At 41.1% G+C, this 22,101-nt stretch carries 24 protein-coding genes and 1 pseudogene; 18 read left to right on the top strand and 7 right to left on the bottom strand.

The window, feature by feature from the left end; genetic code table 11:
- Positions 1–244: 244 nt before the first annotated feature.
- On the top strand, positions 245–1,243 hold the full coding sequence (locus LP107_RS01375; RefSeq protein WP_115368989.1) for a homoserine kinase: 999 nt from the start codon (positions 245–247) through the stop codon (positions 1,241–1,243).
- A gap of 331 nt (positions 1,244–1,574) precedes the next feature.
- On the opposite strand, the gene LP107_RS01380 is transcribed toward LP107_RS01375, so the two are convergent.
- The gene (locus tag LP107_RS01380; RefSeq protein WP_115368990.1) at positions 1,575–2,654 is read right to left on the bottom strand and encodes a zinc-dependent alcohol dehydrogenase family protein; all 1,080 of its coding nucleotides are present in this window, start codon (positions 2,652–2,654) and stop codon (positions 1,575–1,577) included.
- 441 nt (positions 2,655–3,095) lie between these two features.
- The gene (locus LP107_RS01385) at positions 3,096–3,743 is read right to left on the bottom strand and encodes a UPF0149 family protein (RefSeq protein WP_112741748.1); all 648 of its coding nucleotides are present in this window, start codon (positions 3,741–3,743) and stop codon (positions 3,096–3,098) included.
- A 147-nt stretch (positions 3,744–3,890) separates the two neighbouring features.
- Between LP107_RS01385 and LP107_RS01390 the strand changes: the two genes are divergently transcribed.
- Together LP107_RS01390 and LP107_RS01395 are read left to right on the top strand one after the other, a co-directional pair.
- Entirely contained in the window at positions 3,891–4,256 is a 366-nt protein-coding gene (locus LP107_RS01390) for a hypothetical protein (RefSeq protein WP_078274520.1), read from the top strand.
- A gap of 20 nt (positions 4,257–4,276) precedes the next feature.
- Positions 4,277–4,906, top strand: a complete 630-nt coding sequence (locus LP107_RS01395; RefSeq protein ID WP_078274519.1) for a cell division protein ZapA — start codon at positions 4,277–4,279, stop codon at positions 4,904–4,906.
- Positions 4,907–5,006: 100 nt separating this feature from the next.
- Here the strand turns inward: LP107_RS01395 and LP107_RS01400 are convergent, their stop codons facing one another.
- Positions 5,007–5,711 (bottom strand): YggS family pyridoxal phosphate-dependent enzyme, encoded by a 705-nt coding sequence (locus LP107_RS01400; protein ID WP_112741749.1) that lies wholly within the window; start codon positions 5,709–5,711, stop codon positions 5,007–5,009.
- A 152-nt stretch (positions 5,712–5,863) separates the two neighbouring features.
- Between LP107_RS01400 and LP107_RS01405 the strand changes: the two genes are divergently transcribed.
- The gene (locus tag LP107_RS01405) at positions 5,864–6,910 is read left to right on the top strand and encodes a type IV pilus twitching motility protein PilT (protein WP_078274517.1); all 1,047 of its coding nucleotides are present in this window, start codon (positions 5,864–5,866) and stop codon (positions 6,908–6,910) included.
- A gap of 9 nt (positions 6,911–6,919) precedes the next feature.
- Positions 6,920–8,044: a PilT/PilU family type 4a pilus ATPase gene (locus LP107_RS01410; RefSeq protein ID WP_078274516.1), complete on the top strand. Its 1,125-nt coding sequence runs from the start codon at positions 6,920–6,922 to the stop codon at positions 8,042–8,044.
- Positions 8,045–8,093: 49 nt separating this feature from the next.
- Here the strand turns inward: LP107_RS01410 and fur are convergent, their stop codons facing one another.
- The 4 genes from fur to LP107_RS01430 form a co-directional block, all read right to left on the bottom strand.
- Entirely contained in the window at positions 8,094–8,540 is a 447-nt protein-coding gene (gene fur, locus LP107_RS01415) for a ferric iron uptake transcriptional regulator (protein ID WP_029102984.1), read from the bottom strand.
- A gap of 207 nt (positions 8,541–8,747) precedes the next feature.
- Complete coding sequence (locus LP107_RS01420) at positions 8,748–9,635, bottom strand: class II glutamine amidotransferase (protein ID WP_078274515.1); 888 nt, start codon at positions 9,633–9,635, stop codon at positions 8,748–8,750.
- Between the two features lies 1 nt (position 9,636).
- The gene (locus LP107_RS01425; protein ID WP_078274514.1) at positions 9,637–10,041 is read right to left on the bottom strand and encodes a hypothetical protein; all 405 of its coding nucleotides are present in this window, start codon (positions 10,039–10,041) and stop codon (positions 9,637–9,639) included.
- Between the two features lie 75 nt (positions 10,042–10,116).
- Positions 10,117–10,395, bottom strand: a complete 279-nt coding sequence (locus tag LP107_RS01430) for a hypothetical protein (protein WP_158079665.1) — start codon at positions 10,393–10,395, stop codon at positions 10,117–10,119.
- 325 nt (positions 10,396–10,720) lie between these two features.
- Here LP107_RS01430 and LP107_RS01435 point away from each other — a divergent pair.
- The 13 genes and pseudogenes from LP107_RS01435 to LP107_RS01490 form a co-directional block, all read left to right on the top strand.
- Positions 10,721–10,846, top strand: a pseudogene (locus LP107_RS01435) (helix-turn-helix domain-containing protein); the annotation flags it as partial.
- Positions 10,847–11,700: 854 nt separating this feature from the next.
- Complete coding sequence (locus LP107_RS01440; protein ID WP_264682801.1) at positions 11,701–12,096, top strand: calcium-binding protein; 396 nt, start codon at positions 11,701–11,703, stop codon at positions 12,094–12,096.
- Between the two features lie 78 nt (positions 12,097–12,174).
- A complete protein-coding gene (locus LP107_RS01445) occupies positions 12,175–12,534 on the top strand; it encodes a hypothetical protein (RefSeq protein WP_112741751.1) in 360 nt (119 codons plus the stop codon).
- A gap of 235 nt (positions 12,535–12,769) precedes the next feature.
- Positions 12,770–13,054 (top strand): SEL1-like repeat protein, encoded by a 285-nt coding sequence (locus LP107_RS01450; protein ID WP_078274501.1) that lies wholly within the window; start codon positions 12,770–12,772, stop codon positions 13,052–13,054.
- Entirely contained in the window at positions 13,038–13,436 is a 399-nt protein-coding gene (locus LP107_RS01455) for a hypothetical protein (protein ID WP_264675999.1), read from the top strand. Before LP107_RS01450 ends, LP107_RS01455 begins: the two co-directional genes overlap by 17 nt.
- Positions 13,437–13,556: 120 nt before the next feature.
- Positions 13,557–14,996 carry a calcium-binding protein gene (locus LP107_RS01460; RefSeq protein ID WP_112741753.1) on the top strand — a complete coding sequence of 480 codons (1,440 nt, stop codon included), beginning with the start codon at positions 13,557–13,559 and terminating at the stop codon, positions 14,994–14,996.
- A gap of 41 nt (positions 14,997–15,037) precedes the next feature.
- A complete protein-coding gene (locus tag LP107_RS14570) occupies positions 15,038–15,112 on the top strand; it encodes a hypothetical protein (protein ID WP_410173930.1) in 75 nt (24 codons plus the stop codon).
- A 265-nt stretch (positions 15,113–15,377) separates the two neighbouring features.
- Positions 15,378–16,025: a hypothetical protein gene (locus LP107_RS01465; RefSeq protein ID WP_078274503.1), complete on the top strand. Its 648-nt coding sequence runs from the start codon at positions 15,378–15,380 to the stop codon at positions 16,023–16,025.
- A gap of 391 nt (positions 16,026–16,416) precedes the next feature.
- Complete coding sequence (locus tag LP107_RS01470) at positions 16,417–16,551, top strand: hypothetical protein (RefSeq protein ID WP_264675998.1); 135 nt, start codon at positions 16,417–16,419, stop codon at positions 16,549–16,551.
- Positions 16,552–16,965: 414 nt separating this feature from the next.
- Positions 16,966–17,229, top strand: coding sequence for an SEL1-like repeat protein (locus tag LP107_RS01475; RefSeq protein ID WP_112741754.1), 264 nt, complete (start codon positions 16,966–16,968; stop codon positions 17,227–17,229).
- 8 nt (positions 17,230–17,237) lie between these two features.
- Positions 17,238–17,669 carry a hypothetical protein gene (locus LP107_RS01480; RefSeq protein WP_112741755.1) on the top strand — a complete coding sequence of 144 codons (432 nt, stop codon included), beginning with the start codon at positions 17,238–17,240 and terminating at the stop codon, positions 17,667–17,669.
- Between the two features lie 89 nt (positions 17,670–17,758).
- Positions 17,759–18,193 carry a hypothetical protein gene (locus tag LP107_RS01485; protein WP_162860335.1) on the top strand — a complete coding sequence of 145 codons (435 nt, stop codon included), beginning with the start codon at positions 17,759–17,761 and terminating at the stop codon, positions 18,191–18,193.
- Positions 18,194–18,222: 29 nt separating this feature from the next.
- Entirely contained in the window at positions 18,223–21,930 is a 3,708-nt protein-coding gene (locus LP107_RS01490; RefSeq protein ID WP_264675997.1) for a putative Ig domain-containing protein, read from the top strand.
- Positions 21,931–22,101 lie beyond the last annotated feature (171 nt).

Below are 22,101 nucleotides of genomic sequence, written 5' to 3' on the forward strand. Positions count from 1 at the left end.
TGGTGAAGTTGAGACTGGCTTTTGTGAAATCAATAATAACTTCTTGCGATACTAGGCTTTGCTTTCGTCCCGAGCCATGCTTGCGGGTCGGAAAACCATTATAGGCAGGCACAGCTCACCATGAACAGTTTTCTTTAATTTTAAGTTTACAATAAGTCCAATGCTTAAAAAGTCAAAAAGTAGTCGTAAATTTTTGCAAAAAGTTTTAAAATAAAGTTTTTTATTTGACAAAAAAGGCCAACCCATGTCCGTCTATACCCACCTATCTGATGATGAATTTTTTGCGTTTTGTGGTTTGTTTGGCGTAAAATTTAAAAAAGCCATTCCAATCACCCAAGGCATCAAAAATTCCAACTGGTTTATCCAAACCGACAGCGACGTGGGCGATGAGTTTAGCTATGTATTTACCCTATTTGAAGAGCGTGTGCCTGCTGATATTATCAAAATGGCAACCGTCATGCACGCCCTAAAAGACAAATTACCAATCGCTCCACCGCTTGTCAAGCTCACCGCCAAAGGCGATGACATCGGCACCGACTGCGTCATGCGATACGAAAACAAAGCAATCCTAGTTGTGCCAAAACTCTCAGGTTCACACCCAAAAACCACCGATGAGCCAATGTGCTTTGAGATGGGCAAAGCACTTGCCACCTTGCACAATACCCTACAAACCTTAGAGCCTGCCGAAAACTATGGCGTGCCACTGTACGACTGGACAAGGGTCAAAGAGCGTGAAACCGCCTATATGCCGACCGATGAAGCTCGCCTGATGAACGACATTTGGGAGGCTTACGCCAATCTGCCCGCCGATTTGCCTAAGGGTTTGTGTCATTTGGATATGTTTACTGACAATACCTTGTGGGATTTTGCAGGCGATACGGCCACACTTACGGGACTTCTTGACTTTACCGAAGTATCGGTGGAGCATTATTTGATGGACATTGCCATTACCATTAACGATTTTTGTACCACTTGGGGCAATGCAAGAGACGGCGAGAGCGTGAATTTTAACACCGACAAAATGAGTGCCTTTATAGACGGCTATGAAAGCGTTCGCCCATTGACCGCTAACGAAAAAACCGCCCTGCCTGTCATGCTTGCCTACTCCGCCACCATCTTTTGGCTACTACGCCTAAACGTGATTTATTATAACCGTGAACAGGGTCGTACGGGCGATGACATTATGGTCAAAAATCCTGATTTGATGAAACGGTTGGCGAGTTTTCATTGGAGACGAGTGTAATGTCAGCAAAACCCAAAATATGGATCGACACGCTTTATTTAAATAACATTTACTCAAACAGCGTGGGCTTGTCATAAATGACGATGAATGTCTGCAAAGTTTGGGGTATTATCGCCTAAGCGGTTGTATTTATTCGCCAAGTACAAAACAGTCAAAAGGGTCAGTAAGCTGGTTGCTGGCACTCGTTTTATGCTATTTTGGATGTAAAAATCTCAACCGTTGGGTTTGGCACAAAAGCCCAACTTGCAGGCTAACATCAACTAAAGTCTTAACCCATCCATCAAAAAACCACAAACTTTAAAGCTTGTGGTTTTTTGATGCAAGATACTAATCAATATTCAATAATCACTTTCATTGCCTTAGTCTCACTGGCGTGTTTGAACACATCGTAGGCTTTTTCGATGTCGCTAAACTTAAAGTGGTGCGTGGCAAGCTTTTCCATTGGCAATTTACTGCACTCGCAAGCTTTAAGTAGCATGCCTGTGGTGTTGGCGTTGACTAGCCCTGTGGTGATTTTTAGGTTTTTAATCCACAGTTTGTTCAGCTCAAAGCTCACAGGCTGGCCGTGTACGCCCACGTTGGCGATGTTACCGCCTTCTTTGACGATTTTTTGGCAAATATCCCAAGTCGCTGGATAACCAACGGCTTCCATCGCACAGTCCACGCCACGACCACCAGTGATTTCAAGCACACGGGCAACTGCATCTTCTTTATTTGGGTTGATGGTGTGGGTCGCACCCATTTCTTTTGCCATGGCTAGGCGGTTTTCATCCATGTCAATCACGATGATGGTAGATGGTGAGTACAGCTGACCTGTCAATAGACAGCCCATACCCACAGGACCCGCCCCTACGATGGCAACGGTGTCGCCTGGTTTGACATCTCCGTATTGTACGCCGATTTCGTGACCTGTTGGCAGTGCGTCAGACAAGAATACCGCCACATCGGTGTTTAGGTTGTCGGGCAAAATGTATAGCGAGTTGTCGGCAAAAGGCGTACGCACATATTCAGCTTGCGTGCCGTCAATCATATAACCCATAATCCAACCGCCATTTTGTTGGCAATGAGAGTACAGCTGTTTTTGGCAGTTTTCGCACGAACCGCAACGGCTAATGCACGATACAATGACACGGTCGCCTTTTTTGAAGTTTTTGACGGCAGAACCGACTTCTTCAACGATACCAATGCCTTCGTGTCCTAGGATTCGCCCGTTCCACTCGCCCGTTTTTTCACGAGCAGTGGCTTCGATTTCTGGGTTTTTGCCTTTCCAAATGCCAAGGTCAGTACCACAGATGGTGGTTTTGGTCATTTTGATGATGGCATCGGTTGGGTCAATGATGGTAGGCTTTGGACGGTCTTCAAAACGAATGTCGTTTTCGCCATAGTAGGTCATTGCTTTCATGGTGGTCATGATATACTCCTGATGAACAAATGAGTGGGCTTTTATTTAATATAACAGAAAATAACGCCGATTGCTAATAAAATTTTAATGACAAATTTCCAAATTAATCCCAATAAAAAATTGATTAGCATTGATTGGCGAATTAATTGATATGTTATAATATTTTATTTTAAAAGTAGAATTAAATTTTTATAAATAAATAATTGATTTTTAATAAAAATTTTTTTATTTAAATTTTTATTTTTTGATAAGATATTTTTATGATGAATTATTTATATGATAATTATTAAGACAATAAAAAAGGGTATTACTACCCTTCTAAAAGCATTTATCAAATTTTTGCAAAGCCAATCTTTTTATCATGCTAAATTATCACAAAACAATACAAAACTGTTATTTTTTAGCAAACTCGCCTTGAATGATTTTTGCGTTAAAAATTTAAGAGAAATATCATTGCTTTTTATCCATCGCATTAAACACAGGGGGCAGCTCCTTTTGGGCTTCGTGTTCTTTTTGGATTTCGCTGGCGGTAAGACGGTCGGGGGATAAGCCTTTGATGATGGACAAATCCGTCACGTTTTTGCGTTTGCGGTTAGATAGGCTCACTGGCACCATACGGGCAAATTCAAATAAGTACAAATACTCTTCTTCATCGCCATCAAACTCATCTTCTTCATCAGGGCGGATACTGGCGATTTTGGCAAGGTCAGCCACCTGCTCACGCTCATCCGCCGTCAGAGCCACTTCTGCCACGCCAAGTCCTGTGATAAAGCCCCCCGCCCAGTCTTTTAGTGCCAAAAACCGCTCAGACAGCTCATGCTCATCATCAGGCACCAGTGGCTCATAGCCATAGGCGTCATCTTTGTCTTTTAGGGCAAAACTCACGTCTTCGCCATACTCCGCCAACAGCTCCAACGCCCTCTCATCGGGCAGGGCAAAGCTAAGCTCGGTCAATATCGCCGACCATCCTGCCACGTCCGTGGGATGACAGGCGGTCATCAAAGCACTCATGAGACCATGTAGCTCGCTGATAGAGACATCTGTCCATGTGCTAAATGCTTCTGTCCAGTCATTAAATCCCGATAAATCGTCACTCATAAGGCTCTCGCTGTTGGTTAAATTGCCCTATAAATGCCGTCATTTTGGCAAAAGTCAAGGGCGTTTTGTGTTTTTAAAATCTCATGCTACAATAACACACCAATCATCGCTAACAATCGCTTATCGCCCATTATCCTAGGAACACCCATGCTAACCCAATTACAACTCTTAGAGCAGACCATCACCGAGCTAAAAGCGCGCTATAACATCACCGCCACCGAACTTGCCAATCTCAAACACAAATTGGCACATGATGACAGCCCCCGTCAAATCAGCCAGTTACAGCTTGAAATCAGCCAAAGCAAAGATGAAAATAGCGCCTTGCACGCCCGTATCAAAGAGTTACTGTCCGCCCAAGATGAGCTGGACAAACGCCTAGATGAGCTAAGTCAAGACAACGAACGCCTGGCCAAACAAAACAAGGATCTTGCCGAGAAAAACGCCCTTGCCATCAGCCGTGCCGAAGTCATCCAAACATGGCTTAGCAAAATTGACAACCAAAATCACCAATAAAAATCAACAAGGACACACTCATGAACATTCATTCTGCCATCAAATTCGGTGCCAAAAATAACATCAAAGTCAGCCCATCGCATGAGACATTTGCCCCAAGCGAGCCGAGCAAGACCGCCGAGCAAAAAACACAACAAAACCCAAACCTAAATTCAAGCCAAAGTTCAAACCCAAGTTTAAGCTCAAACCAAAATCCAAGCCAAAACCAAAACAACCAAAATACAGAAAATCCAGCCTTTGCCAAATCTACCACGTCCACGCCTGCTCTAAAAGCAAGCGACAGCACGCTTGACAATATTGGCAACACCACACCCAAAGCCCTGACCAAACCTGCCGATAAGGCGGACAAGCCGAGCTTTAAGGCGGTTGATTTGAGCATTGCAGGGTCGTCGCACCGCATTACCTGCCCTGTCGATGAAGTGGCACAGTTGGAGCAAGCAGGAGCATACATCAATGACAAAATCCGTGAGCTTCGCCGTGCCGTCAAAGGAAAAAACCCCAGTAACGAAGAGCTGTTGGTACTGACTTGCTTGGAGCTGTACGACCAATGCCAAACCCTAAAAAACGACCGCAAAAATCAACTGCTAGACAGCGAACGTGCCAAAGCCCTGATTGAGAAAATTACCAAAGACGCCCGTTCGGTGTTGTAAAATCCTTATAAAATGATATTAAAAAATGGCGTGTTAAAACGCCATTTTGTTTTTTATAAATTTAAAAACCTTTTAAAGACTTTTTAAATAACCTTTTAAATCAACCATAATCCCGCTCGCCAAATATCGCCGTCCCCACTCGCACCATGGTTGAGCCGTGAGCAACTGCCTGCTCCATGTCGCCACTCATGCCCATGGATAGCGTATCAAAGTCGGACAAATCAAAACGCCCTTTGATGTCATCGAATATCGCTTTGGTGCGGACAAATGCGTCCGTACCGTCTTTGCTTGGGATAATCATCAGCCCACGCAAGGTCAGCTTTGGCAGGCTCATCACGGTTTGTACCAACCCATCCAACTCATCAATGCGACAGCCTGATTTACTCGCTTCATCGTCGATGTTGATTTGGATAAGCACGTTTAGGGGTGGGCGGTCATCTGGGCGTTGACCGTTTAGCCGTTCGGCGATGATGGCTCGCTCCACCGTCTGCACCCAGTCAAAATGCATGGCGATGTCACGGGTCTTGTTCCGCTGAATATGCCCGATGTAGTGCCATGTTATCGGCAGATGTGCCAGTTCGCTCATTTTTATCAAGGCTTCTTGTAAGTAATTTTCACCAAATTGGCTTTGTCCTGCCTGATACAGCGTGGCAATGTCTGATGATGGCTTGGTTTTTGAGACGGCAAGTAGCACCGCTTTGGAGTCGGCCTGATAGGTGTCATTGATGGCGTCTAAGCGTTCTTTGACTGCCGTATGCCTTTCGATGAGTGCGTTGGATGATGGATGGTGGGGAGCTTGTGTCATGGTTTTTCCTTAAATCTTTGTATTTTAGCAGAAAATCCCCACAAATGGCATAAACTGATTGTAATATCTGACGGGACGTGCTTTAATGGCAACGCAAAATATTGTATAATAAGCCCATAATTTATCTGGTTTATTCATTTTAAGGCAATCCCATGTCAGCTCCTAGTATTGAAGACCTACTGCGTTTTGTGGTAAAAAATAAAGCGTCCGACTTGCACTTATCGGCAGGACTACCGCCCATGATTCGTGTGGACGGTGAAGTGGTGCGTATCAACACCCCCGAGATGGATCACTCTACTGTGCATAAGCTCATTTATGACATCATGAATGATAAACAACGTGCCGACTACGAAGAGTTTTTAGAAACTGACTTCTCGTTTGAAATCCCAGGTCTGGCTCGTTTTCGTGTGAACGCCTTTAACCAAAACCGTGGTGCTGGTGCGGTATTTCGTACCATTCCATCCAAGGTTCTGACCATGGAAGATTTGGGCATGGGTCCTGTCTTTAAAAAGGTCTCCGACTTTAAACGTGGTGTGGTACTGGTTACAGGTCCGACAGGTTCGGGTAAATCGACCACGCTCGCTGCGATGATTAACTACATTAATGAGACCCGTAAAGAGCATATCCTAACCATCGAAGACCCCATCGAGTTTGTCCACGAGTCCAAAAAATCGCTCGTCAACCAACGTGAAGTACACCGTGATACCCTAGGCTTTGATGCTGCCTTGCGTTCGGCACTGCGTGAAGACCCTGACATCATTTTGGTCGGTGAGATGCGTGACTTAGAGACCATCCGTCTTGCCCTAACCGCTGCCGAGACAGGGCACTTGGTGTTTGGGACACTCCACACCAACTCTGCTGCCAAGACCATTGACCGTGTGATTGACGTATTCCCTGCCGCCGAAAAAGACATGATTCGTGCGATGTTATCCGAGTCCTTGCAGGCGGTTATCTCGCAAGCCCTACTCAAAAAAGTCGGGGGCGGTCGTGTGGCAGCTCACGAGATTATGCTTGGTACGCCTGCCATTCGTAACCTTATCCGTGAAAACAAAATCGCCCAAATGTACTCTGCCATCCAAACAGGGGCAGGCGAAGGCATGATTACCCTTGACCAGACCCTAAAGAACTTGGTCGCATCTCGCACCATTACCAAAGAGACGGCACGTGTCTATGCCAAACAGCCAGAAGCGTTCTTATAAGGAAGCAACATGGATTTTGATAAACTACTACAAGTGATGATTGCCAAAAACGGCTCTGACCTTTTTATCACCGAAGGCGTTCCCCCATCACTCAAAGTCAATGGCACCATTTTGCCCATGACCAGAACGCCACTAACCGCCGAGCAGACCATGGCACTGGTAACCAGCATCATGACCGAAGCTCAGAAAAAAGAGTTTCATGAGACCAACGAGTGCCAATTTGCCATCTCTGACAAAGCCGAAGCAGCTCGTTTTCGTGTGTCGGCGATGATTCAGCGCAACAAGGCAGCGATGGTACTGCGTAAGATTGAGACACAAATCCCCACCACCGAAGATTTGAACCTACCACCCATCCTAAAAGAGCTTGCCATGAAAAAGCGTGGCATTATCCTACTTGTGGGTGCGACAGGTACGGGTAAATCCACCACGCTGGCTGCCATGATTGGCCATCGTAACGAGAACTCTCGTGGTCATATCATCACTATCGAAGACCCGATTGAATACGTTCATCAGCACAAAGGCTGTATCGTCACTCAGCGTGAGGTGGGTATTGACACGCTCTCGTTTGAAGAAGGTCTAAAAAACACTCTACGTCAAGCCCCTGATGTCATCCTTATCGGTGAGATTCGTAACCGTGAAGTCATGAGCTATGCCATCCAGTACGCTGAGACGGGTCACTTGGTGTTTGCCACGCTCCACGCCAACAACGCCAACCAAGCCATCGACCGTATCATTCACTTCTTTGAAGCGGACAGACACGGACAGTTATTCATGGACTTGTCACTTAACTTGCGTGCCATCATCGCCCAACAGCTTATCCCAACCCCTGATGGCAAAGGTCGCCGTGCCGCCATTGAGATTTTATTGGGTACACAGCTCATCGCTGACTACATTCGCAAGGGCGAGATTCACGAGATTAAACCTGTGATGAAACGCTCTCGTGACATCGGTATGCAGACCTTTGACCAAGCGTTGTTCGACCTGTATGAATCAGGACAAATCACCTATCAAGACGCACTCAAACACGCTGATAGCCCGAACGACCTACGTCTACAAATCAAACTCGAAAGCAAAAATGCTGTGGTCGAAGAAGAGTCTGCCAAACTCTCTATTGACATGGGCGATTATAATTGACACACCCACAAAAAAGACTGGCATGACCAGTCTTTTTATAACGCTTGATTTAGCTTTTGTTAGCAGGGTCAAGGGTCTTTTGACACTCTTCGTTGTCGCACACGCCATGCAAGACCAACGAATGCCCTGACAGCTTGAAATTATACTTCTCGGCGATTTTCTCTTGCTCATCTTCGATGATGGCATTATGAAACTCTTCAATCTTGCCACAAACATCACACACCAAATGGTCGTGGTGTTCTTCTTGGGCAATCTCAAACACCGATAGGTTATTTTCAAAATTATGACGTTCAATGATACCTGCCTGCTCAAACTGAGTCAGCACACGGTACACCGTCGCCAAACCAACATCTTCACCTTGCTCGGCAAGTGCCTTATACACGTCTTCGGCACTCATGTGGTGGTGTTCTGCGTTCTCTAATAGCTCTAAAATCTTCATGCGGGGCAAGGTTACTTTTAGACCTGCCTTGCGTAAATCTTTGTTGGTAAAAGCCATGTTCATCACCTTTTAAATCGTGGACTTGGTCGCTGATTATTGATTTTGTCAATCATCACAGCTCTTTTGATTATCATTTGATAATCAGTTACAAGATAGGTGTACTTTAACACACTTTTGATAAAATTTCATCCATCAATTGAGGATTTATAGACAAAATGCCTGATTTTTGGGATTGGTTTTTTAATACCATCTAAAATACCAAAACTAAACACTTGCCCCCACACTTCTTGCCAAGGCAATGCCGTCTTCGATAGACAGATAGGTTTTTTTGCTGGGTGTATCCTTAAATACCACGTCGCCATCCTTAAATACCACACATTCGTCCACGGCAATCTGTTGCCATTTTTCGTTGTTGGTGAGCGGTATGGTAACGATGACGGTAACTTTGTCTTTGGCGGTGGTCAAATCGCCAAAATTGACACTCATCTCGCCGTCTGACAAATTAGCCTCGCCAAAAGGGGCTTTGCGAGTCAGATAAAAAAGCAGACTGCCTGCGTAGGCAAATTGCCAATTACCATTAGAAATCAAGCAGTTAAAAAGCCCATTGGCGGACAGATAACGGCATTGTGCGGTCAAAAAGGCAAATAACGCCTCATCGGACGGACGGGACTTAAAGGTGGCTTTTAGACGGTTTAGCAGGTAACAAAACGCAAGCTCGCTGTCGGTCGTGCCTACGGGCGTATAATGCTCGGCATTGCCGTTGGTGTGTAGGCGTTCGGTGCGACTGATAAAGCTCGCTGTCATCTGCCCGTTGTGGGCAAATACCCACTGCTCACCCCACACTTCACGCACAAAGGGGTGTAGGTTGGATAGGTTGCTTTTTTCTCCTGTGGTCGCCCGTCTGATGTGGGCGATGACGTTCATGGCTTTTATGGGGTAATGGTTTATCAAATCCGCCACGGGCGATAGGTAGCTTGGCTTGTTGTCGTGAAATTGGCGAAGCCCGATGTTGCCCGATTCGCTTTTTTCAAAAAACGCAATGCCAAAACCGTCCTCATGGTGGTCGGTCAAGCCCCCACGCTGGCGAAAGCCTGTAAAGCTAAATCCGATGTCGGTGGGGGTGTTGCAGTTCATTCCAAGTAGTTGGCACATATTAGTTGGCTCGTTGTAATAATTTGGGTTGGACATAGGTTTTGTGATGCCAGTCGGTCATTTGCTCGGCTGTCATTTTGACCCAATGCTCGGTGTTAGTGATTTTGTCTTTTTCAAAATCTTTTAAAAGATTTAGGGTGTCTTTGAGTGTTTGCTTTGTCAATAAATAAAAAGCGTTATTTGGCATATTTAATACAACATCATAATTGTCAGGCATATCATTTTTATCAATGGCTAATGATGATTGATTGATATAATCAATGCGTTTTAGGGCAAATAAATAATCCCCCAAATGCTCTAATTTTGCGATGTCGTTTTGATGATAAATAGGGATTTCATTAACCCTTAGATTGTATAATAATTCGCATGTTTGGGTTTGTAAAAGTTTGCCTGTTTGTTTATCCAAAATAAATCGTCTGTTGCGTTTATCAGTTGCGATAATATGTTTATCAGTGGTGTATTGAATGCAAGTGATATTAAACTAAACATCGGCTTCTAAATGCGGGTCTAGCACTTTGTCATTTTCCAATAACTTAGTATGCCAAAGTATTTGCTTATTTTCAATTGGCTTTGGGTATATTGTGTTTGTTTGATTGTGCGTGGAGTAAGATGCTTCCACAAAATTGCCATGACTTCTATAACGAATGTTGTTTTCATCAATGGCAGGGCAATTGGCAATTTTAGCCATGCTTGACTGGGGTGTTGCCCATAAGCGTGAAAATAATACCAAGACGGATAAGTGTTTAGTAGATTTCATCAAATATAATTTCCATACAGCTGGTTGAATGATGATTTATCAATCAATAAATTTACCAAAACTGCATTTAATATTGGCTTGGGTATGATGGTTTTCAAATAGTTGGTATATGGTTTTCTCTTTTTGTAATCTTGCCTGACAAATTATGCAAGTTTGCACTATGGTGAAGGTTAATACACCCCCAGACCCTACCTAATTCTTTGAACAAAGGTAACCTGAGATCTTCTTTTGCAGTTTTTGAGCCTTAAACATACAGTCCAATCACAACCAATGAAAAGATATTCATCATTACTCATAACATTGTTACCATACAAATAAAAAAGCAACCATGAACACCTACAAACATCTTAGCATAAATGAACGAGAAAAGATAATATTAATGCTTGCACAAGGCATAAAGCCCAGTAAAATTGCAAGCATGTTAGGATGTTCTTGCTCAACAATGCCAAGAGAACAGTTAAAAAATTGGAGATGTCAAATTGGTTCATCGTAAGCCACACCATAAGAACAAGACATGCTAAGAATCTGATGAAAAGCATGGTAAAATCAAAATATTATTGCCTTTTTTGACGTTTTGGTGCATTGCAACTTGGCGACCTAGATGGTACTTGGGATATTATTTGGTTTATCATTTGGTTGCTTTTTGCTTTTCTAGTATTACTGCTGCGGCTATTTGAAGCAGGTTGTGCGTAGCGACAATCTAATGGTTGGTTTGGAAGATTGATTGGTTGGGCATTTGGTTTGTTTCACTTGCTTTTTGCATTTTTAACTTTTGCTATTGGCGTGGTGATTATTTTATGGATTTTGTATAACAAGCCTCTTTCCAAGCTAAGCATAAGTCCTTATAAATACTAGGGTTAAAGTTTTTAAAAATTGACAAAAATGTGGGTTTGAAAAGAAGACCGTAGGTTGGATTGAGGCACGAAACCTAACAATTTCAAGATTTAAACCGTTTGGTTTCACTATCATTCAACCCAACCTACGAGCTCTAATACAGCTGTTCAAAGCATTGTATTAAGGCATCGTTTTATTGAAAATTTCTTTGGCACATTAACGATAGCTGAGCAAAATAATGGGTGTGTTAAGACCAGTATGATTCTAGACCTATTCTCTGATGGTTCTGCAATGTTTTCGAAGATTGTTAGTTTACTGAGACTGAGCCCGTTAGGTGTAGCACTTAATGTCTTTGCAACCAGCCTTGCGACAATTAGTAATGCAATGAACGAACTCGAATTAGAGAGCTAGACGCATGTAGATAGAATTCTTGATATAGTTGCAAATGCCATCGTAAACATTAAAGACAAAATGATGGAGGCAGTTTCTGTAATATTTGATGAACTCATTCCCGAAGATTACAAATTCTGGTCGGACGACACCCTTGATCTTATCGGTACAGATGGCGATGATAATTTTTCTTCATTTTCTGTTTATCTGCATGATCACCCTCGTGTTATCTTTGCGGGTGGTGGTAATGACATCCTATACGGCGATGACAATCACGACATGCTACATGGCGGAACTGGTAATGATACATTCTTTGGCGATGAAGGCAACGACACTCTAATCGACACCGAAGGCTACGACACCTACCACATCAAAGACCGTGATACCATCTATGACAAAGATGGTAAAGGCAAAATCTTATTTGATGATAAGCAATTACCCAAGATCTTTAATACCAGCCAATATTTATATGCAATATAAAGATATTTCATATAAATATTGATTGAATAATGAGTAAATATCTGTACAATATCAATTATTAACAACTAATTTTTCTTTATGAGCTATCCAATATTTGACGGTAATGAACTTACCAAAAAACAACTCATTGCAGGCTATTTGATGGCAGGCATTCCTTTGTTCTTTGGATTTTATATGGCAGTTTGGGGTTTTGGTCAGATTGCAGACAAAAAAGCAAAGAATCCTGATAATTTGATAAGAGGGTGTATGTATTATGATGGTACCAGTAAAACAAAATCTGGTGGAGAATATCATTATTTAATTATTGATGGAATAGCAAGCGATACATTTAAGGCATATACCAATGCTTTTGACCGACATATTAAAAATATAGACTTTAAGCATATAGGAGAATTTGATGATTATATAAAAAAATCCATCTCAATGTCATCTAGTTAGCTACATCAAACTAGATTTTATATTGTTTAAAAAAGTTTTTGTCTATGACTACCATAGAGCCCGTAGGTTGAGATACGAAACCCAACATTTTCAATTCAAATTCCAAAATATCAGACATTGCCATCGCTTTTTATTTAACCCACCAACCATCATATTTTTGTAAACACACTAAAAAATACTTGTAAACAACCATTGCTGGCGCTACAATCGCTAAAATTTATAAAAAAATCCCATTATGTCTGATAATCTTAAGCATTACAAATCTCTATTAGAACAAGTTTCCACCAACCCCACCATTATTACACAGCTAGAAATGATGGCAGAAAATGATGATGGTGAGCTGACCTATATTTTGGGTTGGTGCTATTTTAAAGGTGAATACTTACCCAAAGACCTTACCAAAAGTATGTACTGGCTAGAAAAAGCCAAAACACTCGGTGATGACAGAGCAGAAGAGCTGATGGTGTATTGTCGGTTTTTGCAGATAGCGGAGTGGTCGAGAGATGACAGAAAAAATTGAAGAAGCCAAAGAAGTTGGTATCAAAGATAAAATTTTTACTTGTTTTGCTTATCTATTGATATTATACAGCTTATTTTTTGTTTTTGGACTAAAGCCCTATGTTGTTTTTAAGGCAAAAAATCCTGATAACTTAATACAGGGTTGTTTATATTTTTATGGTTATAGTAGTAATTTTCAGCCCATCGGAGGGATTAGTGTAGATGGATTTACCGCAGGTGCTCGGACTGTCTCTATCAAAGAATTTCCCGCAAACAAGAAGTGCCACTTGATACTTCAAAGAAACCCCGAACGTGACACAACACAGTGTCATAGAGTAACTTATGTTAAGGTCTTTGTTGGCTATACAACTTTTCATTTTCCTTATGATTTTATTGATTATTAACCAAACGAGGTAAAGACTATGTCAAAAACCGTTAAAGATTCATTGAATGAATCAGCCGTTCCAACATCAACTCTTTCGTTGATGAAAAATGTAAACCATATCAATAATTTATGGTCTATTATGAATAACACAACTTCCAGTACTGGCGACGGTGTTGAAGCTGGAAGATCTGTGATTTTGGTAGCATTGGATATCATTAGTGACTTTTCAAAAAATACAAAACTTGAAGCGGTTGCAGATGTATCACAAGCACTAATCATTGGACATAGATTGGTAAAAAATCTTGATATTTATTGGGATTATAGAGATTTTAATGAGGTGGTTGACACGAACGGAAACAAGGCTTTTTACAACAAAGGTCTTATTCCAAAAAATGTTATTGCCGATGTGATGGCGGATGTTGTTACACTATCAAAAACCATTGGTGAAGTGGTTGCTGATATTAGAAAAATAGCAGGAAAACTTGTTACACCAGCTTCTCTTGCGATGGATGTGGTATCCACATTATTTACGGTTATAAGCAATACAATAGCCTCCACAATCACAGCTCATGAAAAGCTTGGTCTAAATGCTGAGGTATATCTTAATTTAACAAAAGAACAAAAAGAAGCATTACAGCAACAGTGGGCAGATGATGAAAGATTTTCCATTCACAAAGATGAGTTTTCTTTTGGCGAGGTCTTTGGTGAAGCGTTTTTAACCACTCTAACCAGTTGGGGCACTCTAACTGCTGTCTTTGAACAGGTGTTGGGTAATATCGTCCCTGACGGTCTCAACCCATTTGAAACCCCTAATGATATAGATTTATTAGGATCAGCAGATAATGATGTCATTGATGCTGACAGTTGGTTTGATGATGCTTATCGTATTTATGGCAATGCAGGTAACGATACCTTAATTGGTGGCGATCATAATGATAAGATTTTGGGCGGAACTGGCAATGATATTATTAATGGCAAAGAGGGAGATGATAAACTAGATGGTGCCGAAGGCTACGACACCTACCACATCAAAGACCGTGATACCATCTATGACAAAGATGGTAAAGGCAAAATCCTATTTGATGGCAAGCAACTCCCCAAAGACTTTATTCTAAAAGACGGCACATCGGGCATATGGGAAGCCAAAGACAATCAAGGAAATGTACTCTATACCGCCATCAAAGGTGCCAATGATTTATTAATTACTTCTACCAATTCTCCTGCTGACAGCGTTACCATCAAAGACTTCTTTAATATCGCCATCGCCAATGGCACGACATACACCGCATTGTCTATTAATTTAGGCCACAGTCAAGAAGACATTGATAAAAATCGCACCTACACCATCAAAGCCATTGATGGTTTTCTATCGCATATAGGTACAGGTGCTTTTCCTGCTCAGTACTTAGACATCTATGGTTCAAACAAGACTGACACCATCTTTGGCACAGGCAGAAAATACCTAAACATCGATGCAGGCGATGGGCATGACCTGATATTCGGTGGCGATATGGCGGATGTTATCAGAGGTGGGGCGGATAATGATGTTATATCAGGTCGCCCATCTATTATGAACTAAGAGACCCAACCGACCCAGAAATACCCAAAGAAGACCATGATCTGCTTATCGGCGGAGAGGGTAACGACCTGATTGCAGGCGGTATTGGCGATGACATTATTTTGGGTGGATCATGAGTATAAGTCAAATGGTAAAACACCGATACATACCGACTCAAATAATCCCAACAACACCCATAACAACAAAAAAGGCGATCGGGCATTGGGCGGACGAGGTGATGATGTGATATTGGGGGATGGGTATATAAGGTTTTGGCAACAGTCAAAGACTATTTTTAAATTGAGTTAAAGAAACAAAAATCTGATAAATTCTCTAACAATATATTGACAATGTATTTTTGCTATGTTAGATTAAAAAAATGTTTAAACATATGTACCAAAAATGCCCCACTCTCACGACACCATCCAAGATTGGCTTGTTTCTAATCGTCTTTATGAAGACAATCTGTTTTATTATGCTCTTATCATCTGTTTTTGGTTCTTTATCGGATTTGCTTTTCTTGGCTTTGAGCTAGAAGGATTTAGCTTACAGCAAAATTTGTTCTTTAACTTCATCTATTATCTTATCATCTGTGCTTGTATGGCACTTTGTCCTGTTTGGTTTAAGCTATTTTTTGGGAAAACACATACTGCCAAACGAGAGCAAGAATTACACGCCCATCTTGATGAACTAGATGATGAGGACAGACAAGAAGTCATAGACTACCTAACCCAAACAGGAGGTCTTGCCATGCGACCTATCCAAAGGTGGGCATTGGTGTTTTTGGGGTCATACTTTTTATTTGAAGTATTCTTTATTTCGGCATGGGTGAAGGAGATGGCACTGGTGTGGCAACCTGATTGGGTGATGGGGATTGTGGAATGGGTGAGGGGGAATACCAATTTACCACCATTGAATGTGGATAGGAAGTTGTTTGACTTAGATATTGGGTTATCAAGCGACAAGATTTTGCATACAATGTATGAATCGGAAACCGAATTTTTGGATTCTGAATTTGGCAAATCAGCCCTTTTATTTCATTTTTTTTAGATTTATTAATGTTCCATTAATTTTTATATCGATACACATGTTATTATATAGATCAATTGGTTGGAGTGGCATAAATCGGTTTAAGGTAAAAGAAGAATACCGAAATTTATGCGATTTGTTAAAATCTTATTTATGGGTTTCGTTTTTGGCGTTTTTTTGTGTTCTAATGATTGTTGGCACTATTTTGCTAATTCAAAGCTTGGAAATTTCTGCTAGAATGTCCATGAATATAGTGATATGGATTGATAGCTTTTATTTGAATTTTTGTTTTGTGTTTGCTGTCATTAGTGTCCTTATACTTATTTCATGGCTTAAAATGAGTAAAAAACTTATTTTAAATATTATTAATTTTATCAAACAGTTCTTTCAACCAACCTAACGAGGTATTTTTATGAGTAATTTAACTGGTCTAGCAGATGCTTTCTTTATTGAAGAAGCAAGAAAAATTCTTGAAAAACATTCATTTGGTTCTGTAACCGACAAAGAGGGCTATGAAAAAGTTTGGGAAGCCCGTAGGTTGGGTTGAGTTTACGAAACCCAACATTTTAAGTTCAAGTCCTGAATTTGTTGGGTTTCACTATCGTTCAACCCAGCCTACGAGCTGTTTTTGATTTGAATATTGTTTATTTATTCTTTATGATATTTGTAATGTTGTTTATTGGTTGGGTTTATATGATTATAGACTTAGGTTTGTCTTTTATTAACTTTATCAAGAGGTTTTTCCTATGAGTAGTAATGGTCAAAATTTTGAGTTTTCAGCCCGTAGGTTGGGTTGAGGTACGAAACCCAACATTTTCAATTCAAATTCCAAAATATCAGACATTGCCATCGCTTTTTATTTAACCCACCAACCATCATATTTTTGTAAACACACTAAAAAATACTTGTAAACAACCATTGCTGGCGCTACAATCGCTAAAATTTATAAAAAAATCCCATTATGTCTGATAATCTTAAGCATTACAAATCTCTATTAGAACAAGTTTCCACCAACCCCGCCATTATTACACAGCTAGAAATGATGGCAGAAAATGGTGATGGTGAGCTGACCTATATTTTAGGTTGGTGCTATTTTAAAGGTGAATACTTACCCAAAGACCTTACCAAAAGTATGTACTGGCTAGAAAAAGCCAAAACACTCGGTGATGACAGAGCAGAAGAGCTGATGGTGTATTGTCGGTTTTTGCAGTTGATGGACGAGTGAGTATTATTATGACAGATGAACAGGCATCAAAAATAGACTATAAAAATCTAATAGCGAGTATTATAGGTATTGCTCTCTCAATCTTTGGTATTGCATTTCTGTTTGTTTTTATGATAATTCCAATGATTTTATCATCAAAAATAGCACATTTAGCCAAAAACCCAAAAAACATCAGAGATGATGGCTGTTTGATGTATGCAAGCAAGTCAGATAAACACGGTAGTCTTATGTTTTATCTTAATCAAAAAGGACCTTATACATTAAGGCAAATATCCATCTATCCTGAAAAGTCTAGCCGAAAACTGGGTAAATTAATTGATGAGAGCGGACTTTCTTATCATGAGTTTGCAAGCATTCATAGCAAAGAATGTATAAAAGTTAGGTATGTGTCTGGTAAATTTTTATGGGTTTCTAGTGCTGATATTTATGATTTTTATTAATTTTTATTTTTAACCAACAGGTGATTTTATGAGCGAACAAACATTTCTTGACTATGCTGATGGCAATAAAGGGAAAAGAAGAAGCAACTATGAATACAAATGAACAAGAGTTAAAAAATAATCGCATAAAGTTAATGCAAGATATTTTTGGCTCTATCCTTTTGGTATGTAGTTTGGTATTTCTATTTGTTGTTGCAGGTATTCCAATGATTGCATCAGTAAAAGTATCACAGCTTGCCAAAGATTACAAAAACATCAGAGATGATGGTTGTTTGCTCTATGCTAGCAAGTCAGATAAACACGGTGGCTCTATGTTTTATCTTAATCAAAAAGGACCTTATACATTAAGGCAAATATCCATCTACCCTGAAAAGTCTGACCGACAACTGGGTAAATTGATAAGAGAGAGTGGTCTTTCTTATTATGATTTTGAGAGAGTTTATAGCAAAGAATGTATTAGGGTCAGATATATCCATAGTAAAACACTATGGGCTTCTGGCGACCATCTTTATGATTTTTATTAATTTTTTATTTTTAACCAACAGGTGATTTTATGACTAAGCAAACATTTCTTGACTATGCTGAGACCAAAAAGGGCAGTATTTTATTGTCTAGTGTCAGCGTTTCTAACAATATTTTATCCGCTATCAATGCAACGGATACTGTGGCTGATAATGAAAAAATGTCAGAAACGGAACGAGCCATTACACTTGCCGTCTTTGATGTTATTGGTATTGTTGGAACCTTTCTTGGGGAATCCAAAATTGGTCAGCGTTTGAATGTTGTAAGTTGGGGAGCAGAGGCAGGATTGGTTGGGCATAGATTGTTTTTTAAAAATCTCCCAGACTATAATGCACATAGGGACTTTAATTCGCAAAAATACGAAAAACATAAAGGCTACATCCCATTAACGCTAATCTATGACATCATTGCAGATACAGCAAAACTTACAGAAAAATTATCCGACATGGCAAGAGTGTTGGCTAAGATACCTACCACGCCCGCCTCAATCATCTTAAATGTTGCCTCTGCTTTGATTACACAAGTCAGTGCTAGTCTTGCTATCAAAACCAACAATGTTGAAATCAAACCTGAATACCTTGAAGAATACAAAAATGCTGATGATGAAGGGCGTGAAATTATTCGCCAAAAGCTCTCTGGACTGATGGTTCACAAAGACGATTTTTCATTTGCCGAAGCTCTTGGTGAGGCGATGATACATGTACTAACCAATAAAGAAGCTTTATTTGGCGTATTAGAACAAATCATTCATCAGTCAATACCTGACATTCTAAACCCATTTGATAAGCCAAGAGAAGATGAATTGATTGGCACATTGGGCGATGATGTGATTGATGCTAATAGTTTCTTTGATGACCCCTATATGATGATGGGACATGATGGCAATGATACTTTGATTGGTGGTAGCCGTGATGACCATCTTGATGGTGGTAATGGCAATGATGTATTAAAAGGCAATGGTGGTAATGATGAGATGCGTGGAGAACAAGGCTACGACACCTACCACATCAAAGACCGTGATACCATCTATGACGCTGACGGCAAAGGCAAAATCCTATTTGACAACAAACAACTACCAAAATCCTTTATTCTAAAAGATGGTACATCAGGCATATGGGAAGCCAAAGACAGTATAGGAAATGTGATATATACCGCCATTAAAACAATCAATGATTTGACCATTTTTTCTGAAACCTCCCCCACCGACAGCGTTACCATAAAAGACTTCTTCACCACCGCCACCATCACAGGCGACAACCACAATGTTTATTCCGCCCTTTCTCTTGTCTTAGCAGACAGTAAAGAAGATGCTGACACACATGGTGTCTATACCATCAAGACCAATGACACATTGCATTCAACTGTTCATATCAATGGCTTTATTTCTAATAACATCGCTGTGATGGGTTCTGATAAAGTGGACTTTATCAATGCACTGGGGGCTGACAAACGCCTTGATATAGACACACAAGGGGGTAATGATGTGATTTATGGCGGCGATGGTCATGATATCTTAAAAGGGGGTGATGGCAATGATGTGATTTATGGCTCTGCAGTCTTTTATGATTTTGAACCCAAAGACAGTCAAAGGCTACCTAAGCCAAAACAAGACAAAGAGGGTAATTTAATTGGGGTGGATAAAGATATTATTATTGGTGGCATGGGAAGAGATTTGATTGCAGCAGGGATTGGGGATGATGTGATTTGGGTGGACAATGAACAAGCAGAGTCTAATAACACCCATAACAATGACAAAGGAGACTGGGCATTAGGCGGACAAGGAAGTGATGTGATTTATGGGGGAGCAAATAAAGACTTTTTACAAGGTGGGGCGGATAATGATTATGTGTATGGCGGTGGTGGCGATGATGTGATATTGGGGGATGGGCATATAAGGTTTGGCATAAAAAATCAAGTGCTACGCAGTGATAATCAGATTTTAAGCATAGAGCATACCTACGACCAAGTCAATCACAAAGAAAACACTCTAAAACAAAAAACCGCAAATTTACAAGACTACAAAACCTTTGAATGGAACATTCAAGTAGAGACTGACAAAATGGATTATCTCTTAACCAAACAAAAAGACATTGCTTTGGCAAATAATTACCATCTTTTAGACGAATCATACAAACACAATGCCAATGACTTTTTGTACGGCGGCAAGGGAGACGACCTTATCATCGGTCAATATGGCAATGATTATCTAGATGGTGGTGAGGGTGATGACATCCTATGGGGTGATGATAACAGAGATGAGAGTATTGAAGGGAATGACACGCTAAAAGGCGGTGCAGGACGAGATAGGCTAATTGGTGGCAAAGGCAATGATGCGTATGTGTTTGACCTAGAAGACCTAGCCAAAAGCGGGGCGGATGACAAAACCATCATTGACAGTGATAATAGTGGCATCATCAAAATCAATCATTATGATCTAACAGGCACACAGTTTTTTAAATCCGCCAATGCCAGCAACCTCTACCAAAGCAATGATGGCAAATTTGACTTGATAAGATACGATAACGGCAACTACAGCCTATTAAGCAAAGACTTCAACGCCTCCATTGCCATCGAAAACACCCCCACCACAAAAGATGGCGACAATGACATCTTGCTAGGCATGATACTAAAAGAAACCAAAAACACCGCTCCCATCGTTCATAATCCCGTCTCTGACCAGATGGTGTTGGCAGAGCGAGACATCGCACTCGGTCTTGGCGAGGTATTCTTCGATGCCGATGGTGATGAGCTGACGTATAGTATCCAAGGGGCGGATGGACTGCATTTTGACCCTGCTACGAAGATGCTAACAGGCAGGGCACCTGATAAAGGGGTATTTAACATCACATTGACCGCCACCGACCCCAAGGGCGAGCATGCCAATACCAGCTTCACATTAAGAGTAAATGAACGGCCAACGCTCGTCTCTGCCTTGACTCTACCGCTTGTGCTAAGCCAAGATGATGCCATGATGCAGATAGGTCTAGATAAGCTGTTTGTTGATAACGATGGTGATGCGTTAAGTTATTCGCTATCGGCAAATTCTTTGAGCGGTATCTACATTGACAACAATCATCTCATCATAGACCCTGCAACCACAGAGATTGGCATGCATGACATTATCATAACAGCGACAGACAGCTTCGGTCAGAGTGTCAGTACCAATACCAGCTTTACCATCAAAGGCAGTGAGCCCATCGTGATGCCAGAGCCTGCTCTGCCCATCACGCCAACGCCCGACCCCATCACTGTTGGTAAGCGATATGTGGGCAAGCTCGGTGCTGATGATATTGTGGGTGATGATAAAGCCAATACCATGAATGGTCTGACAGGAGATGATGTCCTAAGTGGCGGTCGTGGTAATGACACGCTCATCGGTGGATTTGGTCATGATACCTTAATTGGCGGACTCGATAACGACCTGCTTATCGGTGGCTATGGCAATGATACTTATCTGTATCACAAAGGCGATGGTCTGGACACGATTCGTGATGTTGGTGGGTTGGATATCTTAAAGATTTCGGGGCTGACGCTGTCTGATTTGGGCTTTGCCAAACAGGGCAATCATCTGTTTATCGATGTCAAGCAAAATGATGATGGCATTATTATTGAAGATTATTTCAAATCAGGCAGTATTATACCAAGCCAAAAATCACCCCCCAACATAGAGCGTATCTACATCAATGATAAGTTTGTCGGGCATGATGAGATTATCAAGATGGCGGATGTGATTATTTAAGGTTTAAGGCTAAGAATGTTAAAAAAGAGTGTTTAATAACACTCTTTTTTCTAGTCTGCTGATGGCGGATTGTGCTGATTGGGGTGTGCCTGCCTTTGGTATTTGCATGAAAGATGAGATTTAGCCATTTTCATGCAAAATTGGTTAAAATTGTCAAATTTTCATCTTATC

The sequence above is a fragment of the Moraxella bovis genome (assembly GCF_025985205.1).
In the GTDB taxonomy this organism is placed as follows: domain Bacteria; phylum Pseudomonadota; class Gammaproteobacteria; order Pseudomonadales; family Moraxellaceae; genus Moraxella; species Moraxella bovis.